The organism is Arthrobacter sp. MAHUQ-56 (assembly GCF_019710585.1).
Classification (GTDB): domain Bacteria; phylum Actinomycetota; class Actinomycetes; order Actinomycetales; family Micrococcaceae; genus Arthrobacter.
In genome coordinates this window covers 41,427-62,292 of record NZ_JAIFZQ010000022.1, presented here as the reverse complement: position 1 = coordinate 62,292, position 20,866 = coordinate 41,427, and the positions used below count along the sequence as shown (strand labels likewise).

Sequence of the window (20,866 nt, the reverse complement as noted above, 5' to 3'; positions counted from 1 at the left end):
GACAGCCGTACGTTTTTTGTTGATTACCAACTTATGTCTTGCGCCTGTGAACAAAATGGCCTAATGTTGATGAACGGCTAATATCGGCCGATGCGCGACAAAACTCGTCTCGCGTCCCACCCTTGCATCCAGATGGAGTCTCAAAGATGAGCATTCCCCTGTCCAAACGGCAGAGAGAGACCTCGCCCGAGCACTTGCTGGCCGCGGAAGCGAGGCCAGGAGTCGTCGAGCGACTCGGCTTCTCGCTCGGCGATCTCGCCTCCAACCTCACATGGTCCACCATTACGTCCTACCTCCTGTTCTTCTACACGGACGTCGCCTTTATCGCGGCGGCAGCAGCAGGCACACTTCTCCTTCTAGCGCGGGTGCTCGACGCCGCGATCGATCCTCTGATCGGTGTGATTCTCGACCGCACTCACACGCGCTTCGGGCGGGCTAGGCCCTATCTGATCTTTGGTGCGCCAGTCCTCGCGATCCTGACAGTCCTGACCTTTTGGACGCCGGGCACGGGTGGGCCGTTCGACCTCGTCTGGGCCTATATCACCTTCATCTTGGTCGGTATCGCCTACTCCGTGGTGAACGTCCCCTACGGCTCGCTCATGACGATGGTTACCCGCGATTCGGCCTCTCGGATGTCCATCGCAGGTTTCCGTAACGCCGGCGCGACGATCGGCCTGCTAGTAATCTCCGTGGGAACGGCGCCTCTCGTCGGTCTCTTGGGGCAGGGGAACATGCGCCTTGGATACATCCTCACGGTGTCCATTTACGCCGTGGTCGGAATGCTGTTGTTCTGGGTAGTCTGCTTCCTCGTCAAGGAGCGCATTCCTTTCGAGTCGAATGCCCGCACCCAGGGATCGCTCAAGCGCTCCCTGCGGGCCCTCCTTAAGAACAAGTACTGGGTGTCGATCTTCTTCGCCGCACTCTTCCAGTTCGCCCGTCTGGGCGCCATCACCGGCGGCGCCATCTACTACGCGAGCAACGTCTTGCACAATACGCAAGCGGTGGGCCTAGTTTTGCTCGCCTTCGCGATCTCGGGACTCCTGTCCTCGTTTGTGGCGCCGCCCTTCGTAAAGTGGCTCGGTCACCGGCGCGGCATCATCATCTCACTAGTGGCCAACGTCATGTTTTCGCTGGCGATGATTCTCTTCGCGAGCAACCTCTGGGGATTTATCGCCGTTTTCTTCGTCGCGAGCCTTGCTGGCGGCATCGGGTTCGTGGCGCTGCCGGCGCTGGTTTCGGACAGCGTCGAGTTTCAGGACCTCATCACAGGTCAGCGAAGCGAGGGACTCCTCTACTCCGGCTACAGCTTCGCGACCAAGGTCGGCACGGCAATCGGAGGGGCAATGCTGGCCTGGGGACTCAGCACCATCGGCTACTCGCCAGGAGAAACCAGCACGTCAGTGAGCACCGGCGTCGCGACGATCTTCATTGGCCTACCAATCGTGCTCTCACTTCTGCAGATCATCTGTCTGGCGTTCTACAGCCTGCAACAGAAGCTGCCCGAAATCACCGGTGCGCTCAACGCCCGTGGTGTCGCCCCGGTATCCGAGGCTGGAAACTGAAGAAGGGAAACACCTTGCCTAGTACATATCCGTCCCGCGTGGATGTCGCCATCGTCGGCAGCGGGCCAACCGGAGCCGCATACGCTCGCATACTCAGCGAGCGGGCGCCCGCGCTCACCATAGCCATGTTCGAAGTGGGCCCGCAGATCACCCAGCCCGCCGGCGACCACGTGAAGAACATACTCTCACCCGAGAAGAAGGCAGCTGCGCAGGCTGCCTCAGAAGGGCCGGAGCGAGGAACTGGTGGGGCGCAGCAGCAGGGCATCGTCGACAACCGAGTAGCTCGCCCCGGAACGTTTCTTCTCAAAGAGGGGTTCCGGGTCGATGGAGAGACAGGTCTCCCGGCGGCTGCCTTCTCCAGCAATGTGGGCGGCATGGGCGCCCACTGGACATGCGCATGCCCCCGGCCAGGCGACAGCGAACGGATCCCGTTCCTGAACGACCTCGACGACCTGCTGACCGACGCAGAGCGCCTCCTGTCCGTTACGGCGCACGCGATGGACGACTTCCCCTTTGCCGACGTGGTCCGGGAGCGGCTGGGCGAACTTTACAGCGGGCGCGCTACCGATCGTGCCGTCGGCGGTATGCCCCTCGCGGTCACGAGGCATGACGACGGCCGACTAACCTGGTCAGGCTCACACGTCATTTTCGATGATGTAACAACAGAGAACCCGAACTTCGCACTGTACCCCGATTCCCTGGTCACCCGCGTCGTGACCGATGAGTCGGGTGCTCCGCAAGGTGTTGAGGTCCGCAACCAGAAGACCCAAGCGATCACGTTCGTAGCGGCTGAATATGTCGTCGTCGCAGCCGACGCGATTCGTACACCTCAGGTGCTCTTTGCATCAGGGATTCGCCCCGCCGCACTTGGTCGCTGGTTTAATGACCAACCCCAGGTCGTCTACGCGACCCGTCTGCCCGTTGATGCGTCCACTCCGACGGATTCTGACCCGTCTCGTCCCTCGATCGCCCGGGAGAGCGGCGTCAGCTGGGTCCCGTTCACCGATGAGAAACCGTTCCACGGGCAAGTCATGCAGATGGACGCCTCACCGGTGAAACTTGCAGAGGACGACGTCCCCGAGCCCGGATCAATCGTCGCCCTCGGCTGGTTCTGCGCTAAGGACCTTCAGGAGACCGACAGGCTGGAGTTCAGCGAAGATAGTGCCGACGGCTACGGGATGCCGGCAGTCACTATCCGCTACACCCTCACTGAGCGCGACCATGAGAACGTGGAGCGGGCTAAGCGTGAACTAAAGGCAGCGGCCGTTGCGCTCGGCGATCCGATCGGGCCGGAGCCGTTCATGCTTCCGCCGGGAAGCTCCCTGCATTATCAGGGATCCGTTCGAATGGGGAAACAGGATGATGGTACGTCCGTATGCGACCTGCACAGCGAAGTGTGGGGTCATCCCGGACTCTTCGTCGCCGGAAACGGTGTTATCCCGACCGCAACCGCGTGCAACCCGACACTGACCTCGGTGGCTCTGGCGATCGGGGGCGCCCGTGAAATCGCACGCCGCGTGGCATCGCGTCGTTCGATCCAAAGCAACCCGATTACACTCGCCGCAGTAACAGGAGAATCATGAGCCACGCTGAGCTTGTCCTCCGACCCGACAGCGCCCACGCGGGTGCCGACGGTGTCGATCTCGCAATCCGACTCCCCCACTACCGTAGCCTGCCCTTGAGTTGCCTGATGGGGCTGCGCGTGAGCATCGATGGCAACGACGTCGATGCTGAGCACCTCCCCTTGACAATCTGCGGGAAGGAGTACAGGGTGGCTGAGCTTGGTTCAAAGTTCGACACCGAATGGTATCTGCAGGACCCCGCGGTGCTCCATACCGATATCCCCAAGACCGCCGGCGAGATGATCGATGTGTCCGTGGCGATTAAGATCCGCATCCCATACGTGATCATCGAACCTTTCGGCCCGCTCGAGCGGGTCATTGAGTCATCGCGTTCCCTGACCATCGAATAAGGACATCCTCATGAGCCTCCCAGCACAACCGACGCTAGGCGTCACTCTTTACTCGTTCAACCACGAATGGGTCACTGCCCGGTTCACCCTGGAAGGGCTGCTCAAGGCCGTAGCCGAGGCGGGCATCGGACCAGGGATTGAAATCGTCGGATTTCAGAGCATCCGCAACTTCCCGCATCTCGAGCCGGGCTTCGCCGCCCACTTCCGGGCGACGCTGGAGGAAAACGGGCTCGTCCAAACCTCGATGGGGTCGGTGATCGACACGGCCATGCGCCGCGACCGATATCTGACGCTCGAAGAGCGCGCGGAATACCTCGCGCCCCAGATCCAAGCAGCCCACGATTTGGGGTTCCCGCTTGTCCGCATCCAACTCGGAGCCGAGCCCGAGGTCCTGGAGCGGGTTGTCCCGCTGGCTGAACGACTGGGCATCAGGCTAGGCATGGAGATCCATGCGCCCGAGGGGCCAAACACCGAGGCTGTTCTGAAAGTCCGCGAGGCCTACGACCGAATCGGCTCCGAGATGCTCGGATTCGTTCCCGACTTCAGCTCCAGCATGAAGCGGATCACGCCGGGACTGCTGGACAGCTTTGTGCGCGACGGGCTTAACCCCCAACTGGTCACTCCGCTTGAGGAGATTTGGGCGGAGAAAGGAGACCCGGGCGAACGTCTCGGAAGATTCCGTGAGCTCGCCAAGGAGCGTGGCGCCACCGATGCCGAGATTGAGATGGTCACCCCCGCCTTTACCATCAACGGACATATCAATCCTGCCGAATGGGGTGACATCGTCGACCAGATCTTCCACGTGCACGCAAAGTTCTACTCGATCGACGAGCACGGCAAGGAACCTTCGATCGACTACCTGGCCAACCTCGCGCCCCTGCGCGACGCTGGCTACTCGGGCACAATCTCCAGCGAGTGGGAAGCCCATCCGTGGACTCCGGAGGCGGAGATGGACACTTTCGGACTGATCCAAAGTCAGCAGGCCCTAATCAGGTCGGTCTTCCAGCGCTAACCGGCATGGAATGAGCCGTCCCGGGTGCGGGCCGCGACTTCGCCCATGCGGATTGTTAGAGGCCGGGGCGTAGTTCCGGCCTCTCTCCTCTTTCAGGGCCAGTAACGAAGGCTCCGATGAGCTCACTCCCCTTTGTTGGCCGATGTCATCGGCCAACTGTCCCTGTGCCCCTGAAGACCGGGATGCTCGACAAACCTCGTTGCAGCAGCATCACGGAATGGGCGCCCTGATTGCCCATGGTGCCCATGTTCTCGTGCGCTGAGAATGCTTCCAGCCTTGGGACTGGAGGAATTGAGGTCGCTCGTGTGGAGCGCGTCATCGGATCCGACCTCGGTGTTGTTGACGACTAACTGTTGTCGTCATTGACCCGGATCCTCACTGTTGGCTGTGTTCTTGAACTCATGGATCACCCAAACGTGTCATTGCAGGTCTTTCGATACGTCGAACCACTCGCTAGCCTGGTAATGTGGGGCCGCTGGTCCGGTCCCTCGGGGTGCGTGTTGGGTGGCGCGCCGACGCCGGGAGTTATGGGATATGTTTGGGACCCCTCTGATGCAGTCCTAGCAGGATCTATCAGGGTTTGGTACCCATCGACGCGATGGAATAGTCTCCGTCCGCCTCCGCTTTCGAGAATTAGCCAAATTATGGTGCCGTCCGCCAGCATGGCGTCAACAGTCCCCTTGTAACCGTGCTGATCCGTGGGGCCGAGCAGCAGGACGACATCACCTGGTATGAGTTCGCACCAGTCCGTCACGTCAGATCTCCTATCGCCATATCGAATTGGCCAGTCCAATAGCCCAGATAAGAGCCTATTGTTCGTAATCATCGAGTCAGATCATCCCTAGGGGCCTCCGGCGCCCGGGCAGACGTCTGAGTTTTGCAGGTGACAAGGGGATAGCCTGAAGCTCGTGAGGCTGGGTGATCGTCACGGCGTACGTTCTGTTCAAGGTTCCAGTTTCCTGGAGGGGCTCCGGCGAAGCCGGAGGTGGACGGGTTGATGCGCTGTGTCCGTCCGAAGTCGAGCCTAGAAGCCCTTGAAACCCTCCGGATGTTTGTTCGGCCCGTGGCGGCCCGCGAAACAGCGTGTTGCCAGGCCGTTTGACGAAAGCATGGGTACGCATGCGGCGAAGCGGGGAGGCGGCAACTGGATTTCTCCCGGGCGCCCGCCTCCCCATGCATGCCTGTCGGACGGCTTGGGCCAGCCCCTGCCCGACGAAGAATCCGCGTTTAGCCACTCACCGGTCACCCCCCCAAGCGCTGCCGACGAATGCTGACTAGCCTCTTACTCGACGACTTGCACGACGGCCAGCGTCTGAACTGTTGGCACCGGCGCGTACGAGATCCGAAAGCGCTGTGAGAAAGTCAGTGCGTGAGCGCCCTTAGGAAGGCCGCCCGGCCGCTGCACGGTGATGGTTGCCACGTCACCGAATTCCCAGGCCTCGTCGTGCAGATCCTTGAGCTCGCAAATCGAGCGCAAGTCCCCTCCCGGCAGTGAGAAGCGGATTTGCTCGCGAGGCATCTCCTCTCCGTCGACCACGACTTGCAAGTCCTCGATCATCGAAAGTCGAAGGCGACGGTAATAGCCACAGCGGATACCAAATGCAAACCCGGCGGTCCCGTCATCGACATTCCGGAGACTGTCTTCGGTGACGATATAGCGATCGAACATCAGGCCACCACCTGTACATCAGCGAGGGTGTACTCGGCGGGGAGGGGGAAATACGAGACTCTGATCCGCTCGTAAGCAATCACGGAGTGTGCTCCGGGCTCAAGCCCACCGGGTTTGCGGACGTGGAGGGTCGCGGGGGCGCCGAAATCCCAGGTTTGCTCGTATTCGGTCTCAAGATCATCCAGAGGGCGCGCTGGTTTGCCTCCAACCTCGAGCGCGAGGTCCTTGCGTTCGAAAGTGAGGCCGTCTACGGTCAGCTGCAGGTCTTCGAGTAGCGCGAGCCGAAATCCGCGGTAGTAGCCGGCACGAACCTTCACGCTGAATCCGACTACTTGGCCGTCAATTATCTCATTATGGAGAGAGTTGGGGACGAGCACATAACGGTCAAACATCAGGCTGCGTCCTTCTCGCCGAGGAGCTTTGCCATCATGGCGTGATGACGGCGCACCTGTTCAAAAGAGTCGACCCCATAGGCGTCCTGAATGTGGCGGTTGCCTTCGTACTCGCTCGACAGGTACCCGTCGTATCCGCCCTCGATCAGAGTCGAGACGATCTTGTCATAGGGGATCGAATACTCGTGATCGTCATCCACCATCTCGTAGAACTTGGCTTGGATGTGGTGAATGTACGGCATGTACTCGAGCATGCTGCGCGGATCTTCATTGATGTACCGAGTCGCGGCCCAGGCGATGCCGACTGTTGCGGGTGACAGCCCGAGGTCCTGAGCTTTCTGAGGCAGGCCGCTTGTGTCTTCTCCGCTGTCGTAGACGTTGACAACGTGTGCGGTGAACTTCGGATCGGCGCCATCGCGCAACGCGCGCTCCCACACGACGCGAGGCAGCCTCTCGACAAACACTCCCAAGTCGGGCATCAGTCCGACGACCTCGCCGCCCCACTTCTCGGCCACCATCATCACCTCCTCCATCCACTGCGAGTCGAAGCGGTGCGGTGCGTGAATCTCGGTGAGCAGCTTGATCCCTCGATCACCGGCGTAGCCAGCCGCCTTGTCGACAACCTCGGGAGGGGTGAGCGCAAGGATGCGGATGATGTTGGCGCCCAGCTTTGCCGTGTGGTCGATGTCGAGGCGGAGTTCGTTAACCATCTCGTCGACCGGACGAGGCCGATCCTTGTAGAGCTTGAGTTCAGCGAACATGTCGTGGGCAGTCGGCACGAAGCCGTACTGGTCAACCCAGCCATGCCACTTCGCGTAGAAATCGTCGCTGAGGCGGGGGAAGCCCGGCATCATCTGCTCGGCGATCGTCTCTATGCCGAGAGCACCGACAGAGACCGACTTCTCGATGCATTGTTCGAGCGTCAGCCGACGCAGGAAATACTCCTCCTGGAAGGAGTAAAGGCTTACTCCTCGCTTGATGGAATGCTTTGTCATGGGGTCGGGCTCCTGTCTGTGGGAATCAGGTTGTCGGGGATGCTGCGGGTCCTGATAGGCGGCGAGGCATAATCGCCGAACAGGGCTATGGAGGTTCAGGGCTCAGCTCTTGATGCCGCCTGCGAAGCCCTGCATGAACCTCTTCTGGGCGAGCAGGTAGAAGACCAGCGCGGGCGCCATCGCAAGGACGACTGAGGCGAAGACGACGTTCCAGTTCGTCAGTGAGGTGCTGACGAAACCGTAGACCACGACGGGAAGCGTTGCCGTTGGAGTCCCGCTGAGGAAGATCAAGGCGTTGAAGAAGTCATTCCAGCAAATCAGGCCACACATAATCGCGACCGTTCCCGTCGCAGGAGCGAGGAGGGGGAATATGACGCGAGAAAAGGTCTTGAACTTCCCCGCCCCGTCAATCTGGGCGGCCTGTTCATACTCGCGGGGCACCGCACGGACGAACCCCGAGTACAGGAAGACGGCAAGCGGCATCAGCTGTGCAGAGTAGAGAACGATCATCCCTAGATGTGTTCCAGTCAGCCCGACTGAACGCATGGCAACGTACAGGGGGACGACGCCCAATTGGGTGGGGAGCAGCACAGCGAGGAAGAAGATTCCATACATGAGCCCGCGAAGGCGGCCGGTGAGCCTGTCGAGTGCATATGCGGTGATGGAGCCGAGCGAGATGAGAACGAGAAGGGTTCCAGAGGTGATGATCGCGCTGTTGAGCGCTCCCAGGGGGATGCTGCGAGTGTCCTGGCCTGCAAATGCGGTCGCGAATGACTCCCCGGTGATTGGGTTTGGGGGTGCGATTGCCGGCGACACAAGCGCGTCTGCGTTGGACTTGAAAGCTATGTTGACCAGGAAGAAGAAAGGAATCATCAACACGATGCCGATGGCGAAGATTAGGATTTCGCGGGTGAGGGTCTTGCCGGTGTACTTGAACATCAGGGCTGCCGCTTTCTTCCGTTGAGGAGCACGTACTGAACCACGGCGAAAACGGCAACCAGAATGGTCAGCAGGAGGGAAATCGACGCGCCGTAACCGAACTCGCCGTTGGTGAAGGTCGTCGTGTAGACGAGTGTCGCGAGGGTTTCCGTGGCCCCGAAGGGTCCGCCGCCTGTGAGTGCGAGTACTTGGTCGAAGATGCTCAGTCCGCGCACCAGGAGCAGGGTCGACGCCACGACAATAGTTGGCTGAAGGAGCGGGAGGGTCACGTGGGCAAGCCTGTTCCAGATGCCGGCACCGTCGATGGCTGCCGCTTCCTCGATCTCGGGCGGGATCCCTGCGAGGCCGGCGAGATAGATCGCCATGGTGAGGCCTATGTGTTGCCAGACAAGGACGATGACAACGCACCACAGTGCCCACGTCGGGTCTCCGAGCCAGGCCTTTGCCCACGACCCTAGGCCGACGAACTTTAGGAGTCCGTTCACGGGGCCCTTTTGGTCGAAGATGAAGAGCCACACGTAGGAGACTGCGAGTGGGCTCAGGACGACCGGAAGGAAGACGATGGTTCGGAGGAAGTGGCGGGTCTTCAAGGTGCGGTTGAGCCCGAGCGCGAATCCCAGGCCTAGCAGGTTGTTTGCGACGAGGAACTCTGCGGCGACGAGAAGCGTGCGGCCGAGCGTCGCAATGGCCTGTGGGTCGTGGAAGAACCGCAGGAAGTTGTCGAGTCCGACCATGTTGAAGGAGCCGAGACCCTGCCAGTCGGTGAAGGAGAGGAAGGCCCCTGACGCAAACGCCACGTACACGAACGCGAGTACAAGGACCAGCGAGGGGATGGGCCACCACCAGCTCGCTGCTTGAAATCGGTAGGGCCGGCGGCGGGCGGGGTCCCCGCCCCGGAGACTCGTTATGGTCTCGGGGGCGAGGTTCCCTTCGTCAACGGAGGAATGCGTTGTCATGATGTCTTCCGTGCTTGGGTTTGAGCGGGGGCTACTTGCCGGCCCAGGCTGCGTCGAGCTGCTTGGCGAGGTCCTCCGGTGTGACTTGGCCCGTCAAAAGCCCCTGCACGCCGGACCCCAGCTTTGAGTAGACGTTGCCGTTCGGCCAGCTGAAGCTCGGCAGGGGGCCTGACTTCTTCGGGTCCGTGATCAGCGAGGAGATCTCCTTGAATGTGTCCGTCGTGGCGGCGCCGTTGAGGGTACTCTCAAGTGAGACGTTCCCGGCGTTCTGAGCGAAGCTGTCTCGCACCTCTTTCGTCGTCATGGCCTCCAGCACCTGGAGAGCGGCGTCCTTATGCTTCGTCTTGGCATTGATCGCGAAAGCATCGGATGGAGAGGCGAAGACATAGGTCTGACTTTCGCTGTCGCCCGGGAAAGCGGTGAACGTGTAGCTGTTCTTCGCGTCGGCCGCCATCAGGCCCGAGGAGACAGCTGAGGGACCGAACATGCCGAGAGTCTGGCCCGAGGCGACGCTCTGGAAAATCTGAGGTCCGCCGGCGCCCTCCGCACCGTCCTGCATGCAGCCCTTCTTATACATCTCCTGGATCACCCTAAATGTGTCGATCCAGCCCTTCGTGCCCTCGAAAGTGGTCTTTCCACTGGCACGGTCCTGGTCCCAATTCGGATTCTCTGAGTACACCCGACTGGCAGCGATCTCCAGCGCTGAGAAGGCAGCGTTCGCTGGGAAGGCGCCGGGGATATTGATGAGGGCAGTGCCTGCATCGCGCGCCTTCGTGCAGTTGGCGAGCAGATCGCTGTAGGTCTTCGGTATCGTCAGACCCAGTTTGTCGTATGCCGTCTTGTTGACTGTCAAAGGCACCGCGACGGTGTCGACCGGCAAGCCGAACAGCGCATCGCCGCTGTAGAAGAGCGGCTTACTGGATTCGGGGATCGACGCCGTCGCCCATGGCTGACTGGCGAGATCGAGCAGGTACCCCTTTTTCGCGTAGAGACCGAGCGCGTTCGTGTTTCCAGTGCCCGGAGAGCCGTAAATGATGTCAGGACCGTTTCCCGCAGCGAGCTGTGTGGTGGTCACGGTTCCGAGCTGGTCCGAGGGGTATTCGACGATCTGGATCGTGATATTCGGATGCATCTGATGGATCTGGTCGAACAGCTCTGAGTAATACTTCTTGCCGCTGTCCTGGGATTGGATGGCGGCTGTAAGCGTCACGGGCGCGTTGGGATCGCTGCTGCTCGGGCTGGCCGGCGCGGAGCAGCCTGACAGCGCTGAACAAGCCGCGGCCGCCACCCCGATTCCAGCAACAAGTGCTCTGAGCCCTGCGGTTTTTTGCTGCGTCATTGGATATCAACACCTCTTTGGGAGACCTCGTTGTCACCGGCCGGTTGGCCGAATCGATGTGTCGACGTTTCGATGCACCGCATCGAACATCTGGGTTCAGTAGAGCATGGCTTAAGTTTGGACGCAACTTAAGTTTATAGTTAGGAGCCAAAACTACGACTGTATAGGCCATAATAGAGTTTGCATGCATTATTAGGACCCACGGGACACGCATGGACATCTCAGCCTCACAACTCCTACACGGTCCCGAACAGGGTTCGCCCAGAGGACGACACGGCGCCTCACGGCGCCTGAGAAACATGGAAGGAAGTAAGTGAGCCGATTCAGTCGACGTTCCGACCATGATGTCCCGCTCCCCTCTATGCCTGCGCTGGTGATGTGCGCCGTGGTCGCCCCACTCGCCACCGACCTCTACCTGCCGGGCCTCACATCGATGTCGGCCGACCTCGGAGGGGGATCCGTAACCGCGCAGGCAAGCTTGACGACGTTCCTGATCTCCTTCTCGGTAGGGTTCCTCATCTGGGGCCCGCTAAGCGATCGGGTGGGCCGTCGCCGACTGATCATTGTGGGCGGTCTCATATTCGTAGCGGCCACGGCCGTGTGCGCGCTCTCGACGAACCTCACGGTCTTCCTCATCGCGAGATCGATAGAGGGGCTGTTCGGCGCAGCGCCCACGGCACTGTCCCGGGCCGTGGTGTCGGATGTACACCGCGGACAGCTTGCAGCGAAGAAGTTCGCGTCCCTGGGCATTTTTAACAGTGCCGCACCGGTAGTTGCGCCGGCCATCGGCACGCTCGTTCTCCTCCTCGGTGCGGACTGGCGGTCGATGTTCTGGTGCGTCGTCGTGTTCGGGGCGGTGATGGTCGGAATGAGCACCACCGGAATCCCGGAGACCCGACGCCTTGTTCAAGGCGAACCCCATCAGCTCGCCTTCCGCAAAGCCGCGATCGAGCTCTTGCGGATGCCGGTCTTCCGGATCGCCTGCATCGTCACCGTGACGGTCTCAGCGGTGTTCTTCTCGTATTTGGGCGCATCCGAGAGCATTACCGTCACATACTTTGGGCTGCCGCCGGCGGTTTACGGCACCCTAGTGACCGCGAACGCGCTTTCGGGCAGCCTTATCGCGGTCATCTATCGCACACGCTTGATCCACCGTCTCAGCACGGCTCTGGTGCTTCGAATCGGCGTATCTATCATTTTCATCGGCGTCGCGATTGCCGTGATCGGCACAGGTGTCGGAGTTGCCTGGCTGGCCTGGGCCGGCTTCTTCGGCCTCATCGCTGGGAACACATTGGTCTTCCCCACGCTGGTTTACCTAACGCAACTATCCGGAGCCTCACTGGGCGCCGGAGGGTTGGCGTCCGCCGGCAGCGGGGTGGCCCAGTTCCTGCTCGGGGCTGCCATTGGTCAAATAGCGGTGTCCGTTTCGGGAGGGTCCGCGTTCCTTCTCTGCTTGATTCTGGCTGCGGTAGCGTCCGTGGGCCTGACATGCGTTCTCGGCACACGGACGTTGAGCGAGCACAGACTCAAGGCGCTCGGGACGGTCGCCACCGCACCCCGGTTGGCGACCGGGGACGAGAGTTCGTTCGTCCCCGACTCGTCCACTTGACTCGAAGCAGCTGCACCGCCAACCCCGTGGTGCCTCGCCGCAGCAAAAACGTTGCCCGCGAACGGACGACCAAGATCGACGCGCACCGTGTTGGACTAGGCAGAAAGTCCGACAAGACTAATGACAAGACAAGGAAGTGACCATGGACGAGAAACCGTTCATTCCGCCACGATTCGACCTTCTGGCGGACCTCAGGCCTGCCCATCGAGGCGGCGACGGTGTGCTCACGTACTTCGGCATCGAATACGCGAAGATCGATCGATTCAGGCCGCTAGAGCTCGACCTCATGATTCCCACATCTGGCCAAAGGGCGCTTGTGGTCTACATTCATGGCGGCGCATGGCGAAACGGCTCGCGTCATGAGAACTGGGTGAGCGGTCCGATCTGGCGAGATCTGCTGAACGCAGGCCTCGCCGTTGCGAGCATCGACTACCGGCTCAGCGGCGAGGCGCCTTTCCCCGCCTGCGTCAACGATGCCAAGGCGGCCGTGCGGTGGCTGCGGCGGTTTGGCTCCGAACTGGGTGTGAGCACCGATGCGATCGGCGTGCTGGGTGAGTCGGCCGGGGGTCACATCGCAGCCTTCCTCGGGCTCAACACGACCGTCACGGAACTGGAGGGCGGGGACGGCGTTCTGGGTGAGTCGACCGAGGTCCAGGCAGCTGTTGTCTGGTACGCGCCGACGGATCTGAGCCGCATGGACGAGCAGGCCAAGCTCAATGGTGGCATTCCCCACAACAGCGCGGACTCGCCCGAATCGCTGCTCGTTGGAGGAGCGCTGCAGCAGAAGCCCGATCGAACAGCTTGGGCGGGACCGACCAACCACGTCTCTGGGGCCGCCGCGCCGTTTATGCTGATCCACGGGCGAGACGACCGCGTGGTTCCCTACCAGCAGAGCACAGAGTTTGCGGAGGCGCTCCGGGGGGCGGGCGTTTCTGCTGATCTGCAGATCATCGAGGGAGCCGACCATGTATTCAAAGGGGTGGATCGAGAGCCGATCATCGAGCGGTCGGCGAGGTTCCTCGCAAGCCAGTTGTCAGATGCGGTGCCGTCATGGGCGCGACCGACTGTCAGCTGAAGAGGTAATGGATTCTTCGATCGGGCGATTTAGTTCGCAACAGCCTTCATCAGCTTGTCCAACTGAGCTCTGCGGGTGCGCCTGGGAAAGCGATTGAGCGAGCGTTGGACCTCCACCCTCAGCGGGTCGCCAAGGGCGCTGGCTGCGACGCTGAGCTCGCGCCGGCCCGCTGGATCCTTTCGACACCGCGTTCAGTTCGGTTGTAGTGGATTGTGACGCCGGGCATCCCGTACCAGTCCACCTCGGTATTGCCGAACTTGAGGCGGTCGGACTCCTGACGGTCATTGGCGCGAAACTATCCGAGTGCCACGATATCGGACCGGGCCCCGGGACATCGTCCTCGGCGAGCTTCAGCGGCGTGCGTCCATCCGCGGAGGGGGTTCTCCAAGGGAATGCGTGCCCGCTGCAACGGGTCGGGGGTTCTGACCTCGACCGGGGGAACCAAGATCCCCAGCGACCCCGTCTACCTTCCGGACCATCGCCTTTTGAATGAACAACCGGCCCCGCATGGTATTAGGGTTCAAGACAACGCGAGATGTCTTCCTCGAAGTCATCGACTTGTCTTGTATCTACCCAGACTAATGCCGGAGATCAGATGCGGGGAGTCCTCGGATCCTGGCCGGTAATTCCATCGCTCAGCCCGCCAGTTCGACCGCATTGTTGTTGATTGGAGACCCTGCGAGTACCCAAGCAGGGAAGGTCTGCTCGAAGAGCTGATCGACCAGCAGACTGGCGGCGCCGGAGATCGGATCGCCGGCGCCCACGGCAATGGTCAGGTCGCGCGTCGCCAGCGGGAGCCCGCTTCGGTAGACGGCTTCGCGAATCGCGGCCAAGTAGAATTCGTTGCTTGCGGCGATGCTGCCCCCGAGCACGATCAGCGAGGGATTGAGGTGATTGACGAGCAAGGCAACGGTGTCACCGACCGCCCGTGCGGAAACGCCGAGCAGTTCAATAGCTGCTGAGTCGCCTTCCTTGGCCGCTTGGATGATGTCTTCGCTCCGCAGACGTCCCGCTGCCTCCAGCCTCTCTGCGAACCATTGGCTTCTCCCGCTCACCGCGAGGTCGGTGGCATCGCGAACCAGCGCCCAGCCTCCGGCGACCGCCTCGAGGCACCCGAACTTTCCGCAGCGGCAAGGGACTCTCGAACCGGGGACCGGAGTATGCGCGATGTTCCCTGCAGCACCGTTCCCTCCTCGGATCATCTGGCCCCCGAATATGAGACCTTCACCAATTCCAGTTCCGACTCGCACGTAGAGCATATTCTCGCCTTGGACGGCGGGGTGCCGCTTCAGCTCGCCAATGGCCAACACGTTCACATAATTGTCGACCCAAACAGGGGCATGGAAGCGCGTCTGGAGCCAACCGCGAATATCGTACTCGTTCCAGCTTGGGAGGTTTGGGGGCGCCACCAGGCGACCGCGGAGGAAGTCAGTCGGGCCGGGTGCGCCCATTGCAACGCCCCAGACACGCTGGGCGTCGAATCCTTTCATTGACTCGAGGGCCGATGCGACATGTTCGAGCGTGGCGTCTGGACCTGAGGCGATGTCCCATTCTTCGTGATGCGATGAGATGACGTTACCGGCGAGGTCGGCGATCGCCACGGTGGCATTGCTGAGACCGAACGCGATCAGCAGCAGTTGGCCGCGGTCCGCCACGAACGCGAGATTGCGCGGCGCACGTCCGCCGGCGGAGGGGCCCAAGTCAGCGTCAGCCAAGTATCCGAGAGTGATGGCATGCTCGACGCGCTGGCGCACTGCCGCCCGACCTAGTCCGGTGAGCTGCTCGAGCGCTAGACGGGTTGTCGCGCGCCCAGTCCTGACGAGGTTGATGACCTTGCAGAGGGAGTCGTTCGCGTTTGTCTCGGCGAACGAGGCCTCGCTCTGCCATGAAACGTCTAACTGGGACACTTTCAGCCTGCTCTCTTTTGGTGTCTCGGGTACAAGGAAACCCACTCCAACTTAACAGCTCACTGGTGGGGACATTTCAACCGCTGGCAGGGCGTCCTGCTCAAGATCGAGAAGGACCTTGCCCGGCGTGCCGCCACGCTCCACGGCTTCATGTGCGCGTTGTACCTCTTCGAGCGAAAAGTGCCTCGGCGCGGCAAGCACGATGGCTGTGTCTTGCACAATCCGAACGATTCTCCGAAGGGCTTCTCGAGTATTCCGTTGGGGACCGCCGGAGGAGTATCGCACGCCGTGCTGTCCGGCCGAAGTGTCGGCAATGGTGATCACTCTGTGGGACCGCCCGCTGAGCAGCTCAACGGAGCCACCAAGCACCCCGGCGCCCGACGCATCGAAGACCGCATCCACACCCTGCGGCGCGGCCGCCCGAACACGGTCAAACACACCCTCACCGTAGAGCACGGGCAGGGCACCCAATTTGCGCACCAGGTCGCCGTTGTTTGCAGAAGCTGTCCCGATCACGGCAATTCCGTTGGCGACAGCGATCTGAGTTGCCAACGATCCGACTGCCCCTGAGGCGCCGTGGATCAGGAGCGTTTCGCCCTCTTTAAGATCCAGGGCGTCGAGCGCCCTGAGCGCGGTGCTCCCCGACGTCGAGAGAGAGGCAGCCGTCTCCCAGTCCAGGCCGTCCGGCTTGATCTCCACGACGCGCGCGGTGGCATACTCGGCATGGGCGCCACTCGTGGCCCAGCCAAATACGCCGTCACCTACGGCGAGGCCGCTTACACCTGATCCGACGCTGACCACATGCCCAGCTAGCTCGAGCCCAGGGACCATGGGTGAACTAAAGTCCACTGCCTCCTTCCGCATGCCCGAGCGGATCTTTATATCATAAGGATTCACCGCAGCGTGGCGCACCCTCACTAGGACCTCGTCGGCGGTGACCTGAGGGACGTCGATCTCTCGAACCACGAGCACGTCCGGACCTCCGAACTCGGCATAAGTAACGGCCCTCATTGAACCGCCGGCGCGGTCGGCCGTTCCCTTCGAAAAGTTTTGCCCTCTCACGTGGGGGTCCCGTCCTCTCAGCCTTCATGCGCCCGCCTGATTCGCTATCTTCTATAATAAGTTGCCCATAGCCAGAATAACGTTCCTGGTAGCCAAAACTTCGGGAACCGGGCCGTCTCGACGAAAGCAGGACTTGTTGCGCCTAGCGGCCGCCGTCCACGAGGAGAGCCTCGCCCGCTCCGCAGAGATCCTGCTCGATGGCCCCCGGTCGCACCGGCATTCGAATCGAATCGAAGCCGTGCCCGAAAATTTTCTCGGTGAGCGGGCGAGGGTTGTGGCCTAGCGCCGGACCACAGGGATGATCAGCCGGCTGCCGTGCTCGCCTCCACTGAGCACACGGTGACGGCCCTTGTTGATTGTTTCGGTGTGTGCCATCACGTGCGCCCCTGGCGGGTAGCTGAAAGTGTCGCGCCCGGCGATGGTGAGCCGCAGACGATCGCCCGGCTCGAAAGAGGTCGACGACGGCCAGATTTCGATCTGTACTTCCACCGGGTTCCCGACGCCCGGCAGATCGCGGAACGTGTGCTTGTGCACCGGGCGGTATGGTTTGGACTCGGTCTCATCCAGCGCTCGATGCGAGGCGCGGAGCCAGCCGAGCGCCACCGGGCCGTCATCGAAGATCGAGAAGAAGCCAAACTTGGCGACTGTGCCGTTCGGTGAGATCTTGTCGAGAGCGACAAACAGATCGAGATCGTCCGAGTCGAGCGCCTCGACCCAGAGGTGCGCTGCGGCATGGCCGGTCATCTCCGTGGGGCGGTCGAACTCGTACTCGAAGCAGGCGCGGTCGTGTTCGCCGCCCACTTCGTAGACAACGTCGGACTCGGCACTTACCGGAACGGTTCGTAGCGAGGCCGTCGCCGCGTCCAGATGCAGTTCTGCATAATCAGTGTTCGGCAGCGGCCACGTGTCCGCTGCCTTCCACTCCGAGGTGCCGAACTCGTCTCTAACCTCATATCTCACCCGCGGCCAACCCAGGTCGCCTGAACCGTCCCCCTTGAGGAAATGATCGAAGAACTCACGGAGCCGATCGACGTTCTCAGGCCGGAACTGGTACTCCCACTTCTTCTGACCATGTACCTCGAGCCATTTCTCCTGGGAGCCGATCCGATTGAAGGCGTCGATCGTGCCGCGCGTGTGCAGGCCCTGGTCCGACCAGCTCGCCACTACATAGGCAGGAACGTCAACGCGTTCGAGTTCCGCCCGGTTCTCGTCCCAATAGTCGTCGAAGAGGGGATGCTCGTCGATCATGGCCAAACCATCCTCGGTGGGGCTCGTTGAGTACTTCGTGTTCCCGGTCCACCACTTCGAGTTCAGGCCGTTCTCGAAGATGCCGCCATGGTAAACGGCCTCCCGGTATCGGTCCGCGAAGCCCTCCCACGGACTGATCGCTGCGAGGTGAGGCGGCCTGGTCGCTGCGGCGAACCACTGCACTATCGCGAAGTACGAGACACCAGACATGCCGACGCGACCGTTGGACCAAGGCTGGGTACCGAGCCACTCGATGGTGTCGTGGATGTCCTGTGCCTCATGCTTGTTCAGATGCCCCCGCATCTGACCGCCCGAATACCATGTACCACGCGGATTCGGGTACGCGATCGCATAGCCATGGGACGTCCAGTAAACCGGGTCTGGCGCTTCGAAGACGCAGTAGTCCGAGATCCAGGCCGGGTCGACATCCGAGCCCGGGAAGAACTGGGCAGGGACGCGGTCCTTGCCGTATGCGCTCCACCCGACGATCACCGGGACATCAGTCGCGCTCTCGGGCAAGAAGATATCCGCTCGGAGTGTGACGCCGTCCCGCATGGGGATTTCGGCATCGTAGAGGATGCGCATTCCAGATTCGAAAACCTCGCGGGATGAAGTACGCTCGAGCCCCAGTTCGGACGGGCTGACGCCGTCCTTCCAGATCCGATCTACCGGGTTCACACCTGACGTCATCGTCGGGTCCTTTCTGTGTAGCGCAGCAAACCCTGCGGTAGCAGTAGCTTATGTTGGTGAACACCGAAAGACAATCCTCTATCAACGTCGATAAGCATGTCAAAGACAAATCTGGGTTGAGGTTACCTGATCTTGAGGTCCATCTAGAGTTATAACAAGTTGGAATGGCCGTACTAAGGTTTCATATTGACAAACATATGTTGGCTAAGACCAGAATCTGCTAGACTTTACCGGGCCGACGATGGCGTCTGCGGAAAGGAAATCCAGATGTTCGACTTCGATCGTGTTCTCGACCCCAAACCCATGAACCGGGAGACCGGATGGGAGCGGCTCGCCGATGGCTCGCTGCTTGTGAGTGTCAGGACTGACATGCACGGGATCACCGGGGAGATGTTCCACTGGTGGTTCACCTCGCGGCCCCTCTCGCGTGAATACCGATGGTGGCACCCGTTCGACCACCACCACAGCGAGTGGGTTGGAGGAACCGAGGGCGCCGTTCCGGGTTCGATGCACGTCATCGTCGAGGACATGAATGAACTCAAGAGGCTGCCACTGCGTGTACAGTTCATTGAGCCGACCGACCTGGTGTCGGCCGAAAAGCTTGCCGCGGCGCGCAAGGCACGCCACGTCTCGGTGATTATTGCAGGACGCACCGCCGACGGGCACGACGGTTCGCGGGATGCGGAAGGCAACCTTCTGGGCGGACGCCTACTGCATACTGGACGGGACACCAGCTGGGGAATGGTGCTCCGGAGCAGGTTCCTCATCGGCTCGGACCTCACCAAAGAATTATCGCCGGAGCAGATCGCGCAGTCCGTGGGAGACGAGATCGGCCCCAACCTCGTGCAGCACTGCTACGAGGAGTTCACCTATCTCTCGCGTATTCTCCCCTCTCTGTACCTCGCCGAGGGTTCGGCTGACGCTTCGCGGGTTGAGATCTGGTAGGCGCCGCAGAGGGGGGCGGACCTCATCTCAGTCAAACGCGATTTCGTCTCGCGCCGCCCGGTGCGAAGGCGCTCCAGGAGGATTCGCACGGGCAGGAAATCGCACGATGACGACTCTGGTGGAATCGAGCCGGGCGCCGCAGCCAGAGGGTGCCGCCCGGCCCGGCACGGCGAGCACGCGACGAGGCCGGACCATGCTGCAGCGCCCTGGTCGCCGGCCTCGGCGCGACCGTCGGCGTAGTGTAGTGGGGCCTTGGGAGAGGCTTCGTCAGGATGGGCAAATGGATCGGCAAGTTCCTCGCTTCGAGAGCCCGGGTGCGGCCGGACGCACGACGGTCTTCGGCCGGCCCAACTGACGAGCTTGCACTTATCAAGAGTCTAAGGAGACTCCGGGGAAAGCGCCTATTCCGCCCACGGCACGGATGGATTCAGAGCATCTATTTCTGCGTACTCGGCCTCGGTCGGATGCCATTTGCCGGCTTCAATGTTCGCGATGACCTGCTGTGGGTTGCTGGCACCTGCAATAACGGATGCCACAGCGGGGTTATGTTTCAGCCCGCCGAAAGCCACATTTAGGACAGAGAGGCCCCGGGACTTGGCCCATGCAGCAAAGCCCCCCGACAACCTTCAGCGTTTCAGCGGTGACCATCTCTGTTGTCGTTCCCAGTCGCGACCCTTTGGGTATCGTCTGGCGAGATTTTTTTCCGGTCAGCAGACCCTGCGCGAGCGGGAAGTAAGGAAATATGCCAAGACCATAATGGGCCGCTGTTGGAACAATGTCGGTTTCGGCCCAGCGTTCGATCGCTGTTCCAGCGATAAGAACCTGACACAAATCCATTGCCCCCATGCAGCCGTGCCAGGTTTTGTGCTTCTGCGATCTGCCAGCCATGGAAGGCCGTGTGTCCGAAATAGGGGATTTTCCCTTCGCGTACGAGTTCAGCCAATGTTGAAACAGTTTCTTCAAGGGGAGTTTCCGGGTCGAACCGGTGGTACTGGTAGAGGTCGATGTAGTCAGTTTGAGTCTTCTCAGGCTTCCTTCGAGAGCTAGTCGAATTGCCGAACGACCCCCACGTGATCCGGAGTGCGGGCCGCCGGTGGCACGTATTTTGTGGTGCCCGAACTTTGTGACGATTATCACCTGGTCGCGCTTGGATTCCAGTACCTCTCCGAGTAGTGCTTCCGACGCACTCGGGATTGCCCCGGTAGGATTCTGCGGTATCGATGAAGGTCACTCCGTGCTCAAGGGCAGTCTCCACCACCTCCCGCGTCTACCCCCAAGTCCGACCTCCGAGACGACCAGTCCTGATTTCCCCACCCTCCTGTAACGCATGCGATGTTGGCCCGAGACGTGCGCTAACAAGTCGAGCTGGAGGTGACATGAAGCAAGGTGCGACCTGATTGACTTTTGTGTATTTTGATCGTTACCTTGGGTTTCTGAATCAAAATTCTGGGTGACCTGCTGGCCTCGACGTGGTCACCGGCCCTGTGGATCAGC

18 protein-coding genes are annotated in these 20,866 nt (G+C 61.1%); 7 read left to right on the top strand and 11 right to left on the bottom strand.

Annotated features, from left to right (window positions below; translation table 11 throughout):
• Window positions 1-146: 146 nt before the first annotated feature.
• Genes K4G53_RS18995 through K4G53_RS18980 form a run of 4 tightly spaced genes read left to right on the top strand, consistent with a single transcriptional unit; the run spans window position 147 to window position 4,546 of the window.
• Window positions 147-1,562 (top strand): MFS transporter, encoded by a 1,416-nt coding sequence (locus tag K4G53_RS18995; protein ID WP_221387245.1) that lies wholly within the window; start codon window positions 147-149, stop codon window positions 1,560-1,562.
• A 38-nt stretch (window positions 1,563-1,600) separates the two neighbouring features.
• Window positions 1,601-3,145 carry a GMC family oxidoreductase gene (locus tag K4G53_RS18990; RefSeq protein ID WP_221387244.1) on the top strand — a complete coding sequence of 515 codons (1,545 nt, stop codon included), beginning with the start codon at window positions 1,601-1,603 and terminating at the stop codon, window positions 3,143-3,145.
• Window positions 3,142-3,534 carry a DUF6379 domain-containing protein gene (locus K4G53_RS18985; protein ID WP_221387243.1) on the top strand — a complete coding sequence of 131 codons (393 nt, stop codon included), beginning with the start codon at window positions 3,142-3,144 and terminating at the stop codon, window positions 3,532-3,534. The genes K4G53_RS18990 and K4G53_RS18985 overlap by 4 nt, the downstream gene beginning before the upstream one ends.
• Window positions 3,535-3,544: 10 nt before the next feature.
• Window positions 3,545-4,546, top strand: a complete 1,002-nt coding sequence (locus K4G53_RS18980; protein ID WP_221387242.1) for a sugar phosphate isomerase/epimerase — start codon at window positions 3,545-3,547, stop codon at window positions 4,544-4,546.
• A 1,282-nt stretch (window positions 4,547-5,828) separates the two neighbouring features.
• Here the strand turns inward: K4G53_RS18980 and K4G53_RS18975 are convergent.
• From K4G53_RS18975 to K4G53_RS18950, 6 genes are all read right to left on the bottom strand, one after another.
• Window positions 5,829-6,215 (bottom strand): DUF6379 domain-containing protein, encoded by a 387-nt coding sequence (locus tag K4G53_RS18975; protein ID WP_221387241.1) that lies wholly within the window; start codon window positions 6,213-6,215, stop codon window positions 5,829-5,831.
• Window positions 6,215-6,607 (bottom strand): DUF6379 domain-containing protein, encoded by a 393-nt coding sequence (locus tag K4G53_RS18970; protein ID WP_221387240.1) that lies wholly within the window; start codon window positions 6,605-6,607, stop codon window positions 6,215-6,217. Before K4G53_RS18970 ends, K4G53_RS18975 begins: the two co-directional genes overlap by 1 nt.
• Complete coding sequence (locus K4G53_RS18965) at window positions 6,607-7,602, bottom strand: sugar phosphate isomerase/epimerase (RefSeq protein ID WP_221387239.1); 996 nt, start codon at window positions 7,600-7,602, stop codon at window positions 6,607-6,609. The genes K4G53_RS18970 and K4G53_RS18965 overlap by 1 nt, the downstream gene beginning before the upstream one ends.
• A gap of 102 nt (window positions 7,603-7,704) precedes the next feature.
• Window positions 7,705-8,541 (bottom strand): carbohydrate ABC transporter permease, encoded by an 837-nt coding sequence (locus K4G53_RS18960; protein WP_221387238.1) that lies wholly within the window; start codon window positions 8,539-8,541, stop codon window positions 7,705-7,707.
• Window positions 8,541-9,497, bottom strand: coding sequence for a carbohydrate ABC transporter permease (locus K4G53_RS18955; RefSeq protein ID WP_221387237.1), 957 nt, complete (start codon window positions 9,495-9,497; stop codon window positions 8,541-8,543). The genes K4G53_RS18960 and K4G53_RS18955 overlap by 1 nt, the downstream gene beginning before the upstream one ends.
• A gap of 31 nt (window positions 9,498-9,528) precedes the next feature.
• Window positions 9,529-10,836, bottom strand: coding sequence for an ABC transporter substrate-binding protein (locus K4G53_RS18950; protein ID WP_221387236.1), 1,308 nt, complete (start codon window positions 10,834-10,836; stop codon window positions 9,529-9,531).
• 385 nt (window positions 10,837-11,221) lie between these two features.
• On the opposite strand from K4G53_RS18950, the gene K4G53_RS18945 reads away from it, so the two are divergent.
• Window positions 11,222-12,445: an MFS transporter gene (locus K4G53_RS18945; RefSeq protein WP_221387235.1), complete on the top strand. Its 1,224-nt coding sequence runs from the start codon at window positions 11,222-11,224 to the stop codon at window positions 12,443-12,445.
• A gap of 142 nt (window positions 12,446-12,587) precedes the next feature.
• Complete coding sequence (locus tag K4G53_RS18940) at window positions 12,588-13,520, top strand: alpha/beta hydrolase (protein WP_221387234.1); 933 nt, start codon at window positions 12,588-12,590, stop codon at window positions 13,518-13,520.
• A 635-nt stretch (window positions 13,521-14,155) separates the two neighbouring features.
• On the opposite strand, the gene K4G53_RS18935 is transcribed toward K4G53_RS18940, so the two are convergent.
• The 3 genes from K4G53_RS18935 to K4G53_RS18925 form a co-directional block, all read right to left on the bottom strand.
• Window positions 14,156-15,235, bottom strand: coding sequence for an ROK family protein (locus tag K4G53_RS18935; RefSeq protein ID WP_221387233.1), 1,080 nt, complete (start codon window positions 15,233-15,235; stop codon window positions 14,156-14,158).
• Window positions 15,236-15,478: 243 nt separating this feature from the next.
• Entirely contained in the window at window positions 15,479-16,489 is a 1,011-nt protein-coding gene (locus K4G53_RS18930; protein WP_221387232.1) for an NADP-dependent oxidoreductase, read from the bottom strand.
• Window positions 16,490-16,768: 279 nt separating this feature from the next.
• Complete coding sequence (locus K4G53_RS18925; protein ID WP_221387231.1) at window positions 16,769-18,427, bottom strand: CocE/NonD family hydrolase; 1,659 nt, start codon at window positions 18,425-18,427, stop codon at window positions 16,769-16,771.
• Between the two features lie 267 nt (window positions 18,428-18,694).
• Here K4G53_RS18925 and K4G53_RS18920 point away from each other — a divergent pair, with 267 nt between their 5' ends.
• Window positions 18,695-19,372: a DAPG hydrolase family protein gene (locus tag K4G53_RS18920; protein ID WP_221387230.1), complete on the top strand. Its 678-nt coding sequence runs from the start codon at window positions 18,695-18,697 to the stop codon at window positions 19,370-19,372.
• Window positions 19,373-19,773: 401 nt separating this feature from the next.
• Here K4G53_RS18920 and K4G53_RS21390 read toward each other — a convergent pair whose 3' ends face one another.
• Together K4G53_RS21390 and K4G53_RS21580 are read right to left on the bottom strand one after the other, a co-directional pair.
• Window positions 19,774-19,941, bottom strand: coding sequence for a hypothetical protein (locus K4G53_RS21390; RefSeq protein ID WP_308287928.1), 168 nt, complete (start codon window positions 19,939-19,941; stop codon window positions 19,774-19,776).
• Between the two features lie 65 nt (window positions 19,942-20,006).
• Window positions 20,007-20,603: an aldo/keto reductase family protein gene (locus tag K4G53_RS21580; protein ID WP_374226187.1), complete on the bottom strand. Its 597-nt coding sequence runs from the start codon at window positions 20,601-20,603 to the stop codon at window positions 20,007-20,009.
• Window positions 20,604-20,866 lie beyond the last annotated feature (263 nt).

Excerpts from the sequence above, each read along its gene's own strand:
- K4G53_RS18995 (WP_221387245.1), top strand. The coding sequence starts at position 147 with ATGAGCATTCCCCTGTCCAAACGGCAGAGAGAGACCTCGCCCGAGCAC.
- K4G53_RS18985 (WP_221387243.1), top strand. The coding sequence starts at position 3,142 with ATGAGCCACGCTGAGCTTGTCCTCCGACCCGACAGCGCCCACGCGGGT.
- K4G53_RS18980 (WP_221387242.1), top strand. The coding sequence starts at position 3,545 with ATGAGCCTCCCAGCACAACCGACGCTAGGCGTCACTCTTTACTCGTTC.
- K4G53_RS18975 (WP_221387241.1), bottom strand. The coding sequence starts at position 6,215 with ATGTTCGATCGCTATATCGTCACCGAAGACAGTCTCCGGAATGTCGAT.
- K4G53_RS18970 (WP_221387240.1), bottom strand. The coding sequence starts at position 6,607 with ATGTTTGACCGTTATGTGCTCGTCCCCAACTCTCTCCATAATGAGATA.
- K4G53_RS18965 (WP_221387239.1), bottom strand. The coding sequence starts at position 7,602 with ATGACAAAGCATTCCATCAAGCGAGGAGTAAGCCTTTACTCCTTCCAG.
- K4G53_RS18960 (WP_221387238.1), bottom strand. The coding sequence starts at position 8,541 with ATGTTCAAGTACACCGGCAAGACCCTCACCCGCGAAATCCTAATCTTC.
- K4G53_RS18955 (WP_221387237.1), bottom strand. The coding sequence starts at position 9,497 with ATGACAACGCATTCCTCCGTTGACGAAGGGAACCTCGCCCCCGAGACC.
- K4G53_RS18950 (WP_221387236.1), bottom strand. The coding sequence starts at position 10,836 with ATGACGCAGCAAAAAACCGCAGGGCTCAGAGCACTTGTTGCTGGAATC.
- K4G53_RS18940 (WP_221387234.1), top strand. The coding sequence starts at position 12,588 with ATGGACGAGAAACCGTTCATTCCGCCACGATTCGACCTTCTGGCGGAC.
- K4G53_RS18925 (WP_221387231.1), bottom strand. The coding sequence starts at position 18,427 with ATGACGTCAGGTGTGAACCCGGTAGATCGGATCTGGAAGGACGGCGTC.
- K4G53_RS18920 (WP_221387230.1), top strand. The coding sequence starts at position 18,695 with ATGTTCGACTTCGATCGTGTTCTCGACCCCAAACCCATGAACCGGGAG.